Below are 16,605 nucleotides of genomic sequence, written 5' to 3'. Positions count from 1 at the left end.
TTATGTCCGGATCTGGTGGTAGCGGTGGTGGTGGCGGTGGGTTTGTACCGGACACGATTGAGTGCAACAGTTTGGTCATCAATACGCAATTGAGCTCTCCGAAGCCGGAAGTGGTAGCCCACCTGGAAAAGGGTGTGGAATTGCCTGTCAGCCTGGAAGCGTATCCGGGAACTACCGTTGTCGTAGCCAAGTTCAACGGCGTTGTCGCCGGCGGTTTAGCTTCACCTGAAACAGCCCGGCTTCGTCGGTGTATAGAACAGGGCACGCACTATAGCGCAACCGTGATCGACATCACCGGCGGGCAGGTACGCGTCCGTGTCCACCCCGCACAAACACATGGATAACACCTGCTTTCATATCGTCGGCGGGCTGTACAGGGAGGAGTGCATGCGCCCAGGCTGGCGCGAAATCTATGGCTCGGCCGGCCGCGCCGCATCGGCAATCGCTGCCGCGGGCGGCAAGGCTTGCCTGCACGGATATGCAGATACTCTCGCGTCCGACAACTTCCTGCAGCGTGCCGCGCTCGAACAATACGATGTTGATTTGACTGCAGTCGCAGACGCAATCACATTTCAGTATGTTCATGGCCTCGCAACGCCGACGATCATTTCCCAAGCCGCAGCCCATCCGAGCTTGGTCATTTCAAAAGAGCGGGTCGTCCGTTTTGGCATGCTCGAAGGCGACGCTGTTGTTCATGCAAATTTCGCGGTTTATGATCCACAGAATGTCTCCAACCCGCGGCATTTTTCGGAGAACGGGTCGACCGCAGCACACCTTGCCCTAGTCCTTAACCGCTATGAAGCGGCCGTGTTATCAGGCATCGTTGGCTCCCCGCTTCAAATGGCACAAGCATTGGTCAGCGCTTCCGGCGCACAAGTGGTCATCATTAAACTTGGCCCACAAGGGGCACTCGTGTATGCGGATGGACAGGCATCTCAAATCCCCGCCTTCCGCACAGAAAAGGTATGGAAGATAGGATCAGGCGACACGTTCGTCGCCAATTTCGCCTACCACTGGATATCGGGACAGCCTGCCGTCCTCGCAGCCCGACTGGCGTCCCGCGCAACGGCTTACTACTGTGAGTTTCGTGGGTTTGTAACATCTGCGCAATTGGCGACCTATTCGGCAATGCCGGTTGACCTTTCGGCGCGGTGCTTGCAAGGCTACCGTCCCAAGGTGTACCTGGCCGGTCCATTCTTTACGCTCGCACAGCTTTGGCTGGTCGGGCAGGCACGCGAGCAACTGCAGGCGCTCGGACTCGAAGTTTTCTCGCCATATCATGATGTGGGCCATGCCTCCGCCAACGATGTGGCAACCAAAGACTTGGCTGCGATCGACAGCTGCGACATTCTCTTCGTCATTGCCGATGGCCTTGACTCTGGAACCATGTATGAAATCGGCCATGCGCGGGCAAAGGGAAAAGCCGTCGTCATCTATTGCGAGAACGAATCCGACAACCACCTGAAAATGATGGTCGGCGCCGGCTGCCTTACCAGCAAGGATTACGTAAGTGCGATATACCAAACTTTATGGACTGCGATCGAACTATGAAAAATGCACTGCTACTGTCGGGCGGAATGGATTCACTGGCACTGGCCTGGTGGAAGAAGCCAGACATTGCCTTTACCGTAGATTATGGCCAGTTGGCGGCGGAGGCTGAAATCGCGGCATCTGCTGAAGTTTGCAAAGCGTTGGAAATCGAACACCATATCCTGCGCATCGATTGCCGTACACTGGGTTCAGGTGACATGGCTGGCGCGAAAAAGGATGCGCTTGCGCCGGCCAGCGACTGGTGGCCCTATCGCAATCAACTGCTGCTGACCCTGGTGGCCATGAAGGCCGTGGCATTGGGCGTATCGCAGCTCTGGATTGGCACAGTAAAGTCTGATGGCACGCATCGTGACGGTACTCCGGAGTTCGTCGATCTGATCAGCCGATTGTTTGCCTATCAGGAAGGAGCTATCCAGGTTAGCGCACCGGCGATCACGTTGTCGACGAACCAGTTAATCCGGGAAGCAAAGGTTCCTCGCTCGCTGCTGGCTTGGGCGCATAGTTGCCATAAGGCGAACGTCGCTTGCGGTCAATGCCGGGGGTGCAACAAGTACATCGAGGTGTATCAGGAGTTAGACCATGATTTGGATGTCGCCGTCTGAGCCTCGGCCGAAAGAACAAGTACAGCCTTATCAGCCGTTCGCCTGGCCCTCAGGCCCTACGGTAAGCCTTGTAACGCCTGAAGACATTCCTCAGTCGTTTTGCGATGTCGTCGCAGCCAGACGTTCAAGCCGCACGTTTGGCCCGCTCACGTTGACCGACATTTCATCGCTGCTTTGGTACTCCAGCCGAGTATTGGCACGACAAAGTTCAGCCCTGGGTTTCGACCTTAGCCAACGTCCGACGCCTTCGGCAGGCGCCATTCATCCTATTCACGTATTGGCATGCTCATCGGCGCAGGACTCATGGCAGCGCTACGATCCTCATCGGCACTGCCTCACAGAAGTCCCCCATGGCTTGCTTGCGCCACGCGATGCAATGGCCGGCATTGCGCCCGCAGTTGACCCGCAAAAAGGGACGTTGCTTTGGCTCGCAGCGGAAGTGGGGAAGACCGCCTCAAAATACGAGAATCCAGAATCGCTTATATGGCGGGATGCCGGCGCCCTGATTGCACACCTTGGACTGGTAGCGTCCTATCTGGGGCTGCACTTTTGCGCACTGGGCGCGACAGGCGCTACTTGGGGAATCAAACTAAATGAGGCGCAACTGATCTGCGGCGTTGGCGCCGCGCTTGTTGGCACGCCCCCGTGCACCGACATAAGCGGGCACGACGTCGAGCTGTAAATCGTCGAAGATACGGCTTACCGTACCATTGGAAGACATCATTTCCCACCAGATGACGGCGTCCAGTTCGGACGCCCGTACGCCCAACCCTTCGCTGAAGGCGAGGAACATCGACTCAAGCTGCAAATAGTGGCGCTCCACCGTAAGATCCTGAGGGAAGAATCCTCCAAGCAGTCCCGCGCGCAGAAGATGGATATCAAGGATCGCAACATCATCTGCGTCGAGCCAGTTCCTCGCCACCCAGGATGCGGTTTTAAAGCCGATACCTGGGATTCCGAGCAGCCAGTCGCGCAGTGCACGGCCGCTATGTACCGGTGGCGTCTCTTCAGCTATTCTGGCCAGCGCAGCAGCCAGATACTTGGCCTTCTGACGCGCAAACCGGTAACGCACCGTCCGGCCACCGATAGGCATGGGGACACTGAGCCAATCGAATAGCGTCGCTTCATCATGCGCTTCGCCGGCAAACGCACCGCGCGCACGAAGGCAATCGAACGCAGCCAGTCCAACACTAGCCGGAATGCCATGTCCTCCCAACAAGCAGGCACCGACTTCTTCGCGCAGCGTCGCACCCAGCTTGGGATTAATGCGCGTGCCCTGGGCACGCCTGGCAAGCACTTGGTATGCCCAGTACGCTGGGCTAGGAAAGGCTTCGATGGCTCCCCATAAGACACCCGGAATGACTTCCTGGCTCGCGCCCGGCAACTCAATCTGTACCGTGGCCGCGCCTAACATCACTGCACCATACTGCGTCATCGCGTCCTCGCTTCACCAAATTTTTCCGTCATCCAAGCCATCAGTTCATGTCGTTCTACGGGATCGAGCCCTTCGATACGCTCGTGGAGTCGATCGCGCCGGCGTTTAATCGTCTGACGCTCCCTGAAGTTTGCGCCGAGATGGCTCACATCGTGCAAAGCGCTGGGCGGATCAAAGTTAAACCACACGCATTCTTCCCGCAGACCCACATGCGAATTGGCCATAAAGTTCACTTTGTTCCAATCGTGAAGATGGCTGCCGTACAGATCGCTGGCATAGCCCGATATCATCACCATGCACGGAAGCACCGCCGCAATCGCAAGCAAATGCTCATGTTGCGCATCGCTGAAATCGTGGCGATAAACACGCTCCTGTCGCCGTGTAGACGACAGGTACGGCGGGTCGAGGTACAATAATTCCTGTCCTGTGAAATCGAACGCCTCCAGATAGGCAATGGCGTCCCCCTGAACCAGCTCAACGTCGGCGGAACTTTGCCATGCCGTGATCACAGCCGGATCGATATCGATTCCTATGGTCCGCTGCGCTCGTTTTTTGTTCCGCAGGACCGACCCGCCCCCCAGAAACGCCTCGATATAGGTCTCATGGGGAGGCATTAGGTTGATCAACTGATGAAAGCACTTTCCTTTTCCGCCGGGATATCTCATACCTACATCATCGTCAATTTTGACGATGATTGCAAGCGATTTCGCCGCCGGCTGGCTACAAATCCGAGGCTGTTTTGATACGGAATGTAATTCCAGAATACTCCTATTTGTTGTTCACGCAATAAGTGTCTATACTGAATCGTCGGTGTGTACGTATGACGTTTTACATCGCTTGGGTTACATTGCGTGAGTATTAACTAAGCATCGCCTGTTATAATCCGCAGATTGCCCAAACATTTTTCTTCTGCCAACTTATCATGACGACAGTATGCTGACCTCCCGCTGCAGCGTCGATATCGGCCACGTGAAAGCATTGGCTGTCCGGCGATCCCGTCAAGAACCGCCCAGCACGGTAGCTGTTGCTGAAGCGATTACTGGCCTCGGTTTGTCCAAGGACGTGCACTCAGATCCACTGTCTCTGCGCCAGATTCTGCTGGTCGGGCAAGGCGCCTACGAAGATCTGGGCTTGCCGCCACTGACTCTGCGCGAAAATATTCTTCTCGATTTCGACACATCAAGCTTAAGCTCAGGCACGGTGTTGCGCGTTGGCCAAGACGTACTGCTATGGTTGACGTTCCAGTGTGAAGCATGCGGGCATCTGAACTCACATCATGATGGCCTGTCCAAGGTCATCGGTACGCGTCGAGGCGTATTGGCTCGTGTCGTCAATGGGGGCTTGATCCGAGCTGGTGACGCTGTGCGGAACTTGGGGCAGTTGTTGCCCAGGTGGTCGGACGATTGGCGGAAGCGAGTGCGTATGGTGCTTGACGCCGTCCCGTCGACCGACGTGATCGAGTACAAGCAACTTGCCCGAGTGGCAGGTGTGCCGTCTAGTTACTGCCGAGTCTTCCCGCGCGTCACCAGGGAATTTGGCAAGACCTATTTCAACAAAGCCGTATCGGTACAAAGCAAGACACCCAAATCCAGGTGGCTGGGAGCATCGCTGTTTGAGCTGCCACTTTCGGACCATGCGAGCGTAGAAACGTTGCTCCTGCCTCGCCCCCCAAAGAACGTCAATCCTTCTTCACTCCGCGGAAAAAACATGACCACTGTCGCACAAAATAATTTAAAAGAGCAGATCGTTAGCATACTGAGCCAAGGAGACATGAAGCAAACCCAAGTTCTTCAACTTGCTGGGGCAAAAGTGCTGTTTACGAAAGGCCGGATGCTTAAAGGTGATACGACACCAGAAGCCGAGCCGAAGCCCTACCCTACGGTGGCTTGCGCACTCCCAGATGACTACGATAGCTGGTTGAGCTAATTGAATAAACCGGAGAAGCAACTGCAACGCGCCGAGCGTGATGTTGTCAGAAAGATTGGCGACAGCTCCCTTACGTTCCCATCGTTTGACAGCTTGGCTGCCTGGGCGGTTGCGCAAGGCCATGCCGAAAGCGTAGAAGCGATTAGACAGGGACACAGAGAGCTCTGGCCGGAGCTTCTTTTCGAATGGTACAAGACGAATCAAATTGCATGCCTGTTTGCCGTAAGCTTAGCGCGCAAATGGGAGGAAGCGAAATGGTATTCGGCGGTGATCGAAGATGCGTGGGATGCTGACGTGCTGACCGCCGTGGTTGATGCTCATTTCGACATGGGTACGGAAGGGCTGCAAATCCTACTGCCCGGTGACGGCACAGCGGAGGAAGCATTGCGGATTGTGACCTTGCTTGGCTCTCATCCACGGTGGAGTTGCGAAGACACTGGCTGGCTTGAGGGCGAACAAGGCGATTCCATACACATTGGCTTGCGCTGGATAGCACCTGACAATTCCTTTGAATCTTGGGCGATAGGTGTAGCGCCGTTCGAGCCTATGCCATTTACTCGGCAGTTCGCTAAGGCCCCGTTCATTGCCTTGGTGATTCGCCCGTCGCCTCCCGCAGAAAATCGTGCCCCCACGCCGAAAGGCTGTACCGGATTACCAGCCTCGCATCTGGCACATATGGATGATGATCTTGGCGACAACCAAGCAAAGCGCGACAAATGGACAGCGCAAACTAAGCAAGGCAAACGATCTCTTATCCATCCTGAACCGCTATCGCGGGCTAGGGCAAAGGTAACATTTAGCTTCTCCGGAGACTACCGTGAGAAATTGGCACCGACCTTACGGCAGCCCGACGAAGCAGTGCCAATCGCACCTACCGCTGACCGCAAGTAATCAATGCGCCGTCTCTGCCGAAGCGCTCCATTTTTCCAAAAAGCGGAGCGCTGATCTGCAGTCCTCTTTGGCTCTCCCCGTCCGCATCCGCGACTTTCAGCGAAGACTATTTTAAGATGGCATCCGCTAGGCGCGACACGGGTCGAGCGCCTCTCGGCGTAGGCCCTACCTCGCCAAAAATCCAGCGCATATAGCTCTGCTGACCATAAAAACTGGCATCATCAATGTCGAATCCGTCTTGCTTGATCGGCGTCATTTGCGACAGTGAATGCACGCCAACAATACCGCCATTCGCAATAACCAGCCCCCATTCCGCCTTGACGGTCATGGGGTCGACAAAAATTTTGCGCAAATGACGAGTGGGCGGGCTGGTCCGGTTATCCGTGAGCAAATTCTCCAGCGCCGCCGGATAGGCTTGCTCCATGCCCGGCACTTGACGATATCGCCGGATTGCTTCTCTGAACTGATGGCCTATGGCTAATAACTCGGCCTCCTTCTCACGCCGCGTCATCGTGGCGTCCATTTCCACTACCGCCGTCAGTCCCAGACCGATCATAGCTACCACCATCAGCAGACACAAGTAGGTCCAACCACCAGTGCGGCGCAGTTGCTTAGTAGGACGCATATGGAGTCCCATCGGCCGCAGTGCCAGGCGCACCGCTTTTCACGTCGGCAATGCCGCTTTTATCCCTATCCGATGAGGGTAACAGCACCCAGCGCTGACTGGACTCGACAACTGGATCAATCGGCACTTCGCGCAAGTATTTTTGCTGCACCAACTCATCCAATGCATCCGGAAACCGCCCCTTATCAGAATAAAAGCGGTCCAGCGTGGTACGCAAAACGCGCACATTCTCCTTCAGTATCGTATCCCGCGATTTTTCCAGCGAAACCAAATAGCGTGGCACCCCAATACTCAACAACAAACCAACAATGGCCATCACAACCAGTAACTCAATCAGGGTGAAAGCGGCCTGCCCTCGTGACGTGGTCTGATTCATGCGCTCACCATTTCCGATACGGTACGCCGTTCAGCCCGATGCGTCCCGATCGGGAGTAGATGTCGAACACATCGCTCCCCGTTGCTTCGGTATCCGGTGCCGAAGCATAACTGCGCGTCCCCCAAGTATCGGCCGGTCTGGAAGAGTCCTCCTGCATCGGATCGGCGGGCAAGCGCCGCAGAAAGTACAGCTTTTGTCCAGTCGGGCTGCGCTGGTCGACCACGCCGTCAGCCAACTCGCCCAATGCATGCGGATAGCCGCTATCGCCTATCCTCAGCCGGATCCGGCCCTGCTCCGCAGCGTGCTTGTAGGCGTCGAGCGCAGCGCGTATCTGTATCAAGGCTATGCGCAAGTCACGTTCCTTTTTTCGCTGCAAAGCAATTTGCGCCATCGGAACGGTCATCAATGCCAGCACGCCCATAATAGCGAGCGTCACCAACAGTTCGATAAAGGTGAAGCCTCCAGCCAGCGGTGCGTTACGACGCGCCATCACTGTGTAGAATCCGATGCAGATGGTGCCGGCGCCGCCAATGTCGGCGCGCCGGCTGGGGCAACAGGAATCGGCGTCGGCGGCACCATCGGCAGTGGCGCTGGAGGCGCAGCCGGGTGCGCGGTAGGTACCACAGGCGTACTCAGGGTCAATGGCCTTGCCCCCATACTTGAATCGGTGCCCGCTTCAAACTCGGCCGACATCAGGTCCGGCCGGCGCAATGACCGCACCACGCGCGGCGTAATTGATAGCAGGATTTCGCTGCGCTGGCTGTCATCGTTCTTGCTGCCAAACAGACGCCCGACAATGGGCAACTCACCGATACCGGGAACCTTGTTGGCAGTCGAACGATCTTCGTCACTGATGAGCCCGGCAAGGATTTCCGTTTCACCATTCTTCAGCCGCAGCACTGTGCTGGCGCTGCGCGATCCGATCTGGTACGACGTCGTGCCGCTTTTGCTGACCAGTTGACGCACGATATTGGACACTTCCAGATTGACTTTGATGGCGACTTCATCGTCGAGATAAATCGTCGGTTCGACTTCCAGTTTCAAGCCCACATCGAGGTAGTTGACCGATTCAGTCACCGAGAGCGAGGTCGAGGTGGTGGTAATGGCCGGCACCCGGTCGCCTATCATAATCTTGGCCTTCTCCTTGTTGCGCACCCGGATGCGTGGGTTGGCCAGCACACTGCCATCCTGGTCCTCCTTGCGCGCGTTGATGATCGTCGGGCCAACCGTGGCCAGCAACGTCGAGCTATTCACCCGCCGCAATTCAGCCAAGGTCAAGCTTGCGGAATCGGCTGCCGCCGACGGGGCCAGACTCAACTGGCTGGGCCACTTGACGCCCAGTTCCAGCAGCCTCGAACGCTGAATTTCCATCACTTCGACTTCCAACATCACTTCAGGATCGCTCATGTCCTGCAACGCCACGATACGCTCAGCCATGCGCACGGCCTCGGGCGTGTCACGAATGACGATGGTGCCTAAACGCTCATCCACTACAATATCCTGGGTCTTGACGATGGTCTTAATCGCATTGGCGGCAGTCTTCGCGTCGACATTGGCCAGAAAAAAACTGCGTACCACCATGGGCTGATAGTCCTTGATCTTCTGCGGCAGACTCGGATAAATCAGCAAGGAATTGCCGTTCAAGACTTTCTGACGCAGCTGGTTGGTGGTCAGCAGCAGGTGTATGGCGTCATCAATGGAAGTATTTTTGGCCAACACCGTAATGCGTTGATCTTGCCGTACATCGCTATCGAAGAAAAAATTCAATCCCGACGCTTGGGCGATGGCGTCGAATACCAATTTGAGCGGCATATCGCGAAATTCCAGCGTGATCGGCTTTTGATGTGCGACTGCGAGCTTGGCTTCCGGCCGCTGCGTACTGGCGCGCAAGGCATCGACCCGCTGCTTTAGCGCCAGCGCGCCCTTCTGGGCAGGATCCTCAGACAGCACCGGACGTAACATCTCCAACACAGCAGGCAGGTCGCCCGGCGTGCCATTGGCGAACAGCGCTTGTGCCTCGCTCACCACCTGTCGATGGCGCCGCTGCACGGCCAGCGTTTCCAGTCCTTGGCGCGCCATCACATTGCTGCCGTCAACTTCCAGGACCCGGCGATAAAGGATGTCGGCATTGGCGGCATGCTCATCGCGCCGTTCGGCCTCCGCATTCGCAATCAGCCGGTTAACGATGGCGTTGCGCCGGCTCGCATAAGCGATGCGGTATTCCGGATTGGCGGGATCCAGCACGGTCGCCTCATTGAGTTTAGCCAGTCCCTGCTGCTCCTTGCCTTGGGCCAGCAAGGCCTGCCCCTGGCGGTACGCCTGGCTGCCGCCGCAGCCACCGAGCACAGCCACCAGTCCCAACATAGCAAGGCCATCTATAAACCTGTTTTTAGTCATCTTTGATCTCTTAATTATTACCGCCGACTTGCAAGGTCTGCCGCTGATTGAGTGGGGTGTAGCGCAATGCCAGCGTCGTGCCGGTGAGGCTTTCCACCAGATAGGTATCGGCGATGACGTCGCCCACGCGCACCATCACTACCCGCTCGTTGTGCAGCAAAAAAACGGCGGTATTGCCGCCGTCGACATAACGGCCCAACGCCCGGAAAGGCAATGGCGGCGCCAGCGGCGGCGCGATGGTGGCCGCAACCGGTGCGGCAAGCGCTGGCTTAGCAGCCGGCGCCGGGGCGACAACGGCCGGCTCGAACAAGGCTGCCACCTCACTGTCGCGCAGCTCGGCGCTATCGTCCTGCTCGGCGCTGTCGTTCGGCTGGGCGCGTGGCCGTATCGCCAACACGGCCGGTGCCGACACGGGCCCCGCCGCGGAGCGCTGCGCGGCAAGCGCCTTGCTGGCCGGCGCGGACGCTTCAGGCGGCGCAAAATAGATCGCCAGTAGCGTTGCCGCCAGGGCCAGGCCCAACACGCCACGACGCAGGCCTGGCGTCACGGCGCCACCTCGCCATGGGCAGGCCTACGCACCAGCAATGCCCATTCGCTGCCGGCTTCCACCTCCAGCGCATCGGAACGCTCGCGTTTGAACTGCACACGCTCGAGGGCCAGCGCCGGCTGCGCCTGAAGCGCGTCCTGAATGAAACCATAGACTACCGACATCTTGCCCTTCAGCGGCAGCCGAATGCGATACCGCAAGAAACCACCCGGCACATCAGGCTGCAGCCGGTACTCACCGCGCGCTAACGTCACCCCGCGCCGTTCGGCCATCACCATCAGCTCCTGCACAACGACCGGAATCTCTTCGTACGGCAGCAACTGGCGCTCGAAAGCAGCCAACGCTTGCCGCTCCCGGTCTTGTGCCGGGACTGCCGCGGCCGCGGAGGGTACAGCCAGCTGCCGACGCAGCACGGCGCCCGCTCGGCGCTGTTCACGCTCGATAGCCAAGGCGGCGGCCGCAAGGGCCAGCGCGACCAGCACGACCAGCCCGGACCAGCCCAAGCGTTGATGCCACGCCCGGGCGCCGCCCCCGGCCCGCCAGGCTAGCTCGCGTAGCGTGATCGTCCACGAGCCACCCGCGCCGCCGGAATCGCTCATTCGCTCCATTGCGCCTCCAGCGTAAAGCGATAGACCCGCTCCGGCCCCAAGTTGTTTAGTTCGTGCTCCAGCAGAACAGCGCTGTGAAATGGTTTTTGCTCGCCAACAAAAGCCACATAGCGCGCCATCTCAGCCCCGCTTCCGGCCTGTGCCCGTATGGTGACGGGCGCAGGCCGTTCCTGATCGGCACCGCCGGCCAGCTCGACACTGAGCAACACCACACCGATATCGGCTGGCGGGCGCAAGGCGAGCAGCATGGCCGCGACCGGGAGATTCAGCGTGGCAACCGCACGATTGACCGATCGCACCTTGTCGAGCTCATCTCGCTGCCATATCCTCCCGGCGGGGGCGACGCTGGCGCGCACCGGCCTGGCCGCCCATTGCTGCTGCAGGACCCGCGTGGCGCTCACCTGCTGAGCCGCTTGCGCCACCACCACCGCAGCACAACCCAGTGCGGCGATCGCAAGCGCCCAGCGTAGTACAGCCGGCTGTGGACGATCCATCACCGCGTCCAATGCGCTGGCGCGGCGCGGCACGGAGGCCGCCAGTTGCAATCGGCACAGCGGCGCGGTTGCCGACAGGTCGAGACAAGATAATGCCGGCAGCTTTGCCAAATGCGGCTCGCACAACTGCATCCGATCCCACAGACCGTGCAGCCCCTCAATGCCGGCTGCCGATGTCCGCGCCGTCACCGCGTCCAGCCGCGTCGTGCCATGGCAGACCAGTAGCATCCGCTGGTCGCACAGGCCAAGCACGCGTGCCGCACCTTGCTGCGGGCCGCGCTCGGCGATCCAGGCCGCGACACTATAGGGAAGCACCGACGCCAGCGGCGCGCCGGCCCGCTCTGCCAGGCGTTCCAGGCCGTCGATCAGTGCGGCGGGATACCCGAACACCAGCCGGGCCTGCCCAGGCGGCGCGGCGTCAATTCTGACCAGATCCGCGTCCTCGACCGCGGCGCCGCCATCGACCAGCTGGGCCAAGGCGTAGCCCCGGGCGCCAGCTCCTCGCTGCTCCACGCTCCAAGGCATCGTCAGCGATGCCAGCCAGATGTCAGCCACGATCGCCTGCACGCGACGCGTGCGCGGCATTGCCACCTCCGCCAGCGAGGCGGCAATGTCGTCGAGCACGCCGGCCAGACGGGAGGCTTGGCCGCAGGGCAGCTGACGCACGCTGCCGTCGACCCAGGCGCCGCCGGCCAGCACACCGCACTCGACCTGCTCGGCGCCCACCACCAGGTACAGCACGGCCTCGGGCTTAACCGGCAACACGGGTGAACTCCTCCAGCGTGGTGTCGCCCCGCGCCACCCATTGCAGCGCACTGGCCTGCAAGGTCCGCAAGCCGCCCTGGGCCGCGCGCTCCTTGAGCGTGGAAATCGGCGCCCGGCCGACGATCATCTCGCGCAAGGCGTCGTCCAACACCAGCACCTCGGCGACAGCGTGGCGGCCACGATAACCGACGCCGCGGCAATGGCTACAGCCGGCACCAGCCTTGAAATGCCAGCCCACCACCCCGGCGCGGGTCAGGCCGGCGGCGGCCAGCGCCGCGTCGTCGGGCGTGATCGCCACCGCACATTGCGGGCAAGTGAGTCGCAGCAAGCGCTGCGCAACGATACCGTTCAATGCAGCGGCAAAACTATAGGCGTCCACGCCCATGTGCAGAAAACGGCCCAGCACATCGAACACATTGTTGGCGTGGATCGTCGTCAGCACCAGGTGCCCGGTCAGCGCGGCCTGTACCGCGATCTGGGCGGTTTCATCGTCGCGGATTTCGCCGACCATGATCTTGTCGGGGTCATGGCGCAGGATGGAACGCAGTCCGCGCGCGAAGGTCAGCCCCTTTTTCTCGTTGACCGGAATCTGCAGAACGCGCGGCAGCCGGTACTCCACCGGGTCTTCGATCGTGACGATCTTGTCGCGACCGGTGTGGATTTCGCTGATGGCGGCGTACAGGGTGGTGGTCTTGCCCGATCCGGTCGGGCCGGTGACCAGCAGCATGCCGTGCGGTTTCGCGGCAAGTTTGCGGATGGCGGCCATCGCATGGTCGTTCAGGCCCAGGTCGTCGAGACGCAGGCGATGCGCCGACTGGGTCAGCGATTGCCGGTCCAGCAAGCGCAGCACCGCGTCCTCGCCGAAGATGTTGGGCATGATCGAGACCCGGAAGTCGACGTCGGCGGCATTGACCCTGACCTTGAAGCGGCCGTCCTGGGGCACGCGACGCTCGGCGATGTCCAGTTCGGCCATCACCTTGACGCGCGAGATGACTTGCTCAGCCATGTCCTGCCCCGCCACCTGCGTGATGGGCACCAGCACCCCGTCGATGCGGTACATCACGTGCAGACAGCCGGCATCGCACTCCAGATGGATGTCGCTGGCCTTGAGCTTGAGCGCGTCGTAGATAGTGGAATTGACCAGCCTAACAACGGCGCTGGTATCTTCGCCGATACTGGCCAGCGTAATGACCGCGGCGACCTCCTCGTCGTGGCCGCTGGCGCCGTCAGCCACGACCCCGTCCATGGCACGCAGCTTGAGTTCCTGCTGCGCCATCCAGGCTCGAAAGTCGTCAGGATGTACCAGCGCTATGTCCGGCGGCGGCCATGCCGCACCAATCCGGCGCAACGCCCATTCCTCGGCGGCGCTGTCGAACGGATCGGATAGCAGCAAGTGGGACATACCGGCTGAGTCACGGGCATACTGTACGCCGCGCTGTGCGCCATCGGTGTAACTGACCGGACCGAAATCAGGCTCCAGGCTCTGCAAGGCAGCCAGATCGAACGCAGGACAGCCGAAGCGCTCGCTCAACATCTCCATCAAACGCGGTGCGGCAACATCGAGCAACTGCTGCAACGCGTTCATCAGTCCGGTCTCGCCGCCAGCGGCCAGCTGGCGCGCCTGACCAATCAGCTGCGGCGTCAATCCCACAGCGCTCATTGGAAACTCCCGGCCAACTCAAAAATCGGCATATACATCAGCACCACTATCGTTCCAATCACTAGGCCTATAATCAACATCAGTATGGGTTCAAGCAAGCGCGAGGCCCAGTCGAGCCACCGTGCCAGCTCCTCGTCGGCGAAGCTGGCCGCACGCTCAAGCATCTCCCCCAACTGGCCGGAGCGCTCGCCGACCTTGATCAGGGATTCGGCAATGGCGCTGGCCAGGCCGGCCGCCACCAGCGCGCTCGACAGACTTTGGCCGCGCTCGATATCGAGACGGCACCGTGCCAGCCTGACCTGATAGGCCGGACTCAACAGCCCAACGACCATGCCCATCGCGCGTGGCAGCGCAATGCCGGCCGCCAGCAGCAGGCTGACGGCGCGGTAAAAGCGCGCCAGCCGGAATTGATTGGCGCGCGCCGCCAGCCATGGCAGGCGCAGCAGCCACTCCAGCAGTGCGGCGCGCCCGGCAGGCCGGCTCAATCCCCACGCCAGCGCAGCGCAGGTCGTCGTCAGCGCCGTCAGCGCCAGTGGCCAGTGCGTATAAATGAGCTGGCCGAACGTCAGCAGCAACGCAGACAGCCAGGGCATGTCACGCCCGGACGCCGCGTAGACGATCGAGAAGCGCGGGACCACATAGCCGAGCAGGAAGAGGCTCACGCCAGCGCCGACGATCAGCAGCATGACCGGATAGATGGCGGTCGAAATCAGTTTCTTACGTATGGTATCGAACTGCCCCTGGTAAGCGATATATCGCCCCAATGCCTGCCGCAGATCGCCGGTGCGCTCGGAGGCGCGAACGGTGGCCACATACACATCGGGAAAGTGGCGCGGCAACGCCCCCAGTACATCCGAAAAATGCCGGCCCTCGCGCAGGCTCTGCAGAATCTGGGATAGCACCAGCGCGGCGCCTGCCTGGGTCTCCTTGGCGTGCAGGGCGGAGAGCGCCTCCGTCAGGTTCAGGCCGGCATTGAGCAGCGCCAGCAGCTCCTGGCTGAACAACACCAGCGGGAATGGCGCGCGGACGCGAGCCGGAGCGGGCGCGCCTAGCGCGTCGACGGCGTCGACCCGCAAGCCGCGCACGGCGGCCCGTCGCAACGCCTCGGCGCGCGTCAGGTCGGTGAACTCCATCGTTTGCACGCGACCGTCAGCGTCGCGGCCGCGCAAGCGTAAACGCGCCCTGCCAGGCGCCGTTGCGGTTTCGTGACTCATGGCGCAGACAACCGGCGCGCCGGCCGGCGCTCAGCGCGTTGGAGGAAAAATGACATGAAATTCTTTATGAATGAAAGGAAGATCGGAAGCTTGCCAACTGCTGCGGCAACCGCAACCGCTGCAGAATCAAGCGGGCAGCCAAGCCAGAATCGCTTCCAACTGGGCAACCAGTTCAAGATATTGCTTGGCACGGTATTGCACAATGTGCGACTCAAGGAAGGCTTGCGCGGCGTCCCGTTCGCCATTGAGCGCAAGGGCCACGGCATAGCGCTGTGGCATACCGCCCAGGTTGGGCACACTGGCCTTAAGCAAAGGCAACAACGCGTCATAGCTGCACAACGTATTGGCATAGGGGATGCCGAACTCCGCAATCATCTGCGCCAGTCGTGCCGCCTCGCCCGGCACATCGGCTTCCGTGGCGAAGATAAACTGCGGAACCTTCGGACACAGCTCGCCAAGGTGGACCGCAAAGGTTGCAAACTCTCCCGGGCGATACTTCTTGCCGGCCACCTCACACGTAACCTTCATTACCTCGGCGGCATGGATGCCCACGAATGCGTTGATGCGAATAAAATCGGGATGGGTTCCTCTATTGAGGCCAACCCATGCGAAAAAATCGTCGTTGATCTCAAGCATGCCTATATCGTATTTGCTACGGATTCCCACCGCCGCCAACGCATCATTACAAGTTTTAGCAACGGTCTTCACCGCCGGCCGTACACTCATTTCGTCGTCCTTCTCTCCACACTGAACATTTCTATTTTGATTGGGGGGCAGTAGCGGACATGCGACCAGCGCCGCTGCAACGAGATCATGTCGGCAGCCAAGCCAAGATTCGTTCCAACTCCGCAACCAGTTCAAAATATTGCTTGGCGCGGTATTGCACAATGTGCGACTCAAGGAAGGCTTGCGCGGCGTCCCGTTCGCCATTGAGTGCCAAGGTCACCGCATACATCTGCGGTGCGCCGCCCAAGCTAGCTACGCTCGCCTTCAACTGTGGCAATAGGGCGTCGTAGCTGCACAACGTCTTAGCGTAGGGGATGCCAAACTCCGCAATCGTCCGCGCCAGCCGGGTGGCCTCGCCCTGCACATCGGCTTCCGTGGCGAAAATAAACTGCGGAACCTTCGGGCACAGCTCACCGAGGTGGACCCCATAGGTTGGCAACTCACCTGGTCGGTATTTCATGCCGCCCACGGCGCAGAAGACCTTCATCACCTCAGTGGCATGGATACCCACGAAGGGGTTAATACGAATAAAGTCGGAATGCGTGCCCCTATTGAGACCGACCCATGCGGAAAAATTGTCGCTGAGCTTTAATACGCCTACCTTGTATTTTCTATCGATTCCCACAGCCGCCAACGCGTCAATGCAAGTTTTGGTAACGGTCTCCACCGCTGGGCGTCCGCTCATTTCGAAGTCCTTCTATCAATCTTAAATGTGAGCGCCCGTCAGGCCGGCGAACTCCATCGTTTGCGCGCGACCGTCAACGTCACGGCCACACAGGCGCAAGCGC

The 16,605-nt window shown here is 59.8% G+C and carries 19 protein-coding genes; 6 read left to right on the top strand and 13 right to left on the bottom strand.

The genetic code is table 11. The features are described from left to right. The first annotated feature begins 2 nt into the window (after nucleotides 1–2). The 4 genes from KVP70_RS23880 to KVP70_RS35420 are packed head-to-tail and all read left to right on the top strand — an operon-like array spanning nucleotide 3 to nucleotide 2,835. Nucleotides 3–344: a hypothetical protein gene (locus KVP70_RS23880; RefSeq protein WP_217944938.1), complete on the top strand. Its 342-nt coding sequence runs from the start codon at nucleotides 3–5 to the stop codon at nucleotides 342–344. Further along, nucleotides 337–1,551 carry a PfkB family carbohydrate kinase gene (locus KVP70_RS23875; protein WP_217944937.1) on the top strand — a complete coding sequence of 405 codons (1,215 nt, stop codon included), beginning with the start codon at nucleotides 337–339 and terminating at the stop codon, nucleotides 1,549–1,551. Before KVP70_RS23880 ends, KVP70_RS23875 begins: the two co-directional genes overlap by 8 nt. Then, a complete protein-coding gene (locus KVP70_RS23870; protein WP_217944936.1) occupies nucleotides 1,548–2,153 on the top strand; it encodes a 7-cyano-7-deazaguanine synthase in 606 nt (201 codons plus the stop codon). The genes KVP70_RS23875 and KVP70_RS23870 overlap by 4 nt, the downstream gene beginning before the upstream one ends. Next, nucleotides 2,131–2,835 carry a nitroreductase family protein gene (locus KVP70_RS35420; protein WP_369698896.1) on the top strand — a complete coding sequence of 235 codons (705 nt, stop codon included), beginning with the start codon at nucleotides 2,131–2,133 and terminating at the stop codon, nucleotides 2,833–2,835. Before KVP70_RS23870 ends, KVP70_RS35420 begins: the two co-directional genes overlap by 23 nt. Here the strand turns inward: KVP70_RS35420 and KVP70_RS23865 are convergent. Continuing rightward, complete coding sequence (locus tag KVP70_RS23865; protein WP_217944935.1) at nucleotides 2,743–3,588, bottom strand: 8-oxoguanine DNA glycosylase; 846 nt, start codon at nucleotides 3,586–3,588, stop codon at nucleotides 2,743–2,745. The genes KVP70_RS35420 and KVP70_RS23865 overlap by 93 nt on opposite strands. Continuing rightward, nucleotides 3,585–4,253, bottom strand: coding sequence for a DNA adenine methylase (locus KVP70_RS23860; protein ID WP_217944934.1), 669 nt, complete (start codon nucleotides 4,251–4,253; stop codon nucleotides 3,585–3,587). The genes KVP70_RS23865 and KVP70_RS23860 overlap by 4 nt, the downstream gene beginning before the upstream one ends. 268 nt (nucleotides 4,254–4,521) lie before the next feature. Here KVP70_RS23860 and KVP70_RS23855 point away from each other — a divergent pair, with 268 nt between their 5' ends. Both KVP70_RS23855 and KVP70_RS23850 read left to right on the top strand, forming a co-directional pair. After that, nucleotides 4,522–5,514, top strand: coding sequence for an MOSC domain-containing protein (locus KVP70_RS23855; RefSeq protein ID WP_217944933.1), 993 nt, complete (start codon nucleotides 4,522–4,524; stop codon nucleotides 5,512–5,514). Next, nucleotides 5,515–6,405, top strand: a complete 891-nt coding sequence (locus KVP70_RS23850; RefSeq protein WP_217944932.1) for a hypothetical protein — start codon at nucleotides 5,515–5,517, stop codon at nucleotides 6,403–6,405. It abuts the gene before it with no gap. A gap of 106 nt (nucleotides 6,406–6,511) precedes the next feature. Here KVP70_RS23850 and KVP70_RS23845 read toward each other — a convergent pair whose 3' ends face one another. From KVP70_RS23845 to KVP70_RS23795, 11 genes are all read right to left on the bottom strand, one after another. Next, on the bottom strand, nucleotides 6,512–7,030 hold the full coding sequence (locus KVP70_RS23845) for a type II secretion system GspH family protein (protein ID WP_217944931.1): 519 nt from the start codon (nucleotides 7,028–7,030) through the stop codon (nucleotides 6,512–6,514). Then, nucleotides 7,017–7,406 (bottom strand): type IV pilin protein, encoded by a 390-nt coding sequence (locus KVP70_RS23840; protein ID WP_217944930.1) that lies wholly within the window; start codon nucleotides 7,404–7,406, stop codon nucleotides 7,017–7,019. Before KVP70_RS23840 ends, KVP70_RS23845 begins: the two co-directional genes overlap by 14 nt. A 4-nt stretch (nucleotides 7,407–7,410) precedes the next feature. Then, entirely contained in the window at nucleotides 7,411–7,896 is a 486-nt protein-coding gene (locus KVP70_RS23835; RefSeq protein ID WP_217944929.1) for a type II secretion system protein, read from the bottom strand. After that, entirely contained in the window at nucleotides 7,896–9,803 is a 1,908-nt protein-coding gene (locus tag KVP70_RS23830; protein ID WP_217944928.1) for a secretin GspD/PilQ domain-containing protein, read from the bottom strand. The genes KVP70_RS23835 and KVP70_RS23830 overlap by 1 nt, the downstream gene beginning before the upstream one ends. Nucleotides 9,804–9,813: 10 nt before the next feature. Beyond that, nucleotides 9,814–10,350 carry a hypothetical protein gene (locus KVP70_RS23825; RefSeq protein ID WP_217944927.1) on the bottom strand — a complete coding sequence of 179 codons (537 nt, stop codon included), beginning with the start codon at nucleotides 10,348–10,350 and terminating at the stop codon, nucleotides 9,814–9,816. Then, complete coding sequence (locus KVP70_RS23820) at nucleotides 10,347–10,949, bottom strand: hypothetical protein (RefSeq protein WP_217944926.1); 603 nt, start codon at nucleotides 10,947–10,949, stop codon at nucleotides 10,347–10,349. The genes KVP70_RS23825 and KVP70_RS23820 overlap by 4 nt, the downstream gene beginning before the upstream one ends. Further along, nucleotides 10,946–12,217: a hypothetical protein gene (locus KVP70_RS23815; RefSeq protein ID WP_217944925.1), complete on the bottom strand. Its 1,272-nt coding sequence runs from the start codon at nucleotides 12,215–12,217 to the stop codon at nucleotides 10,946–10,948. The genes KVP70_RS23820 and KVP70_RS23815 overlap by 4 nt, the downstream gene beginning before the upstream one ends. Then, the gene (locus tag KVP70_RS23810) at nucleotides 12,204–13,877 is read right to left on the bottom strand and encodes a GspE/PulE family protein (RefSeq protein ID WP_217944924.1); all 1,674 of its coding nucleotides are present in this window, start codon (nucleotides 13,875–13,877) and stop codon (nucleotides 12,204–12,206) included. The genes KVP70_RS23815 and KVP70_RS23810 overlap by 14 nt, the downstream gene beginning before the upstream one ends. Beyond that, nucleotides 13,874–15,010, bottom strand: a complete 1,137-nt coding sequence (locus KVP70_RS23805) for a type II secretion system F family protein (protein ID WP_229225055.1) — start codon at nucleotides 15,008–15,010, stop codon at nucleotides 13,874–13,876. The genes KVP70_RS23810 and KVP70_RS23805 overlap by 4 nt, the downstream gene beginning before the upstream one ends. A gap of 207 nt (nucleotides 15,011–15,217) precedes the next feature. After that, a complete protein-coding gene (locus KVP70_RS23800; protein WP_217944922.1) occupies nucleotides 15,218–15,817 on the bottom strand; it encodes a hypothetical protein in 600 nt (199 codons plus the stop codon). An 85-nt stretch (nucleotides 15,818–15,902) separates the two neighbouring features. Then, a complete protein-coding gene (locus KVP70_RS23795) occupies nucleotides 15,903–16,502 on the bottom strand; it encodes a hypothetical protein (protein WP_217944921.1) in 600 nt (199 codons plus the stop codon). Between the last annotated feature and the right edge of the window lie 103 nt (nucleotides 16,503–16,605).

Origin of the sequence: Duganella violaceipulchra (assembly GCF_019166075.1) — a bacterium.
In the GTDB taxonomy this organism is placed as follows: domain Bacteria; phylum Pseudomonadota; class Gammaproteobacteria; order Burkholderiales; family Burkholderiaceae_D; genus Rugamonas; species Rugamonas violaceipulchra.
Note: the sequence above shows the minus strand (reverse complement) of the source record. Positions and strands in the feature narration are given on the sequence as shown.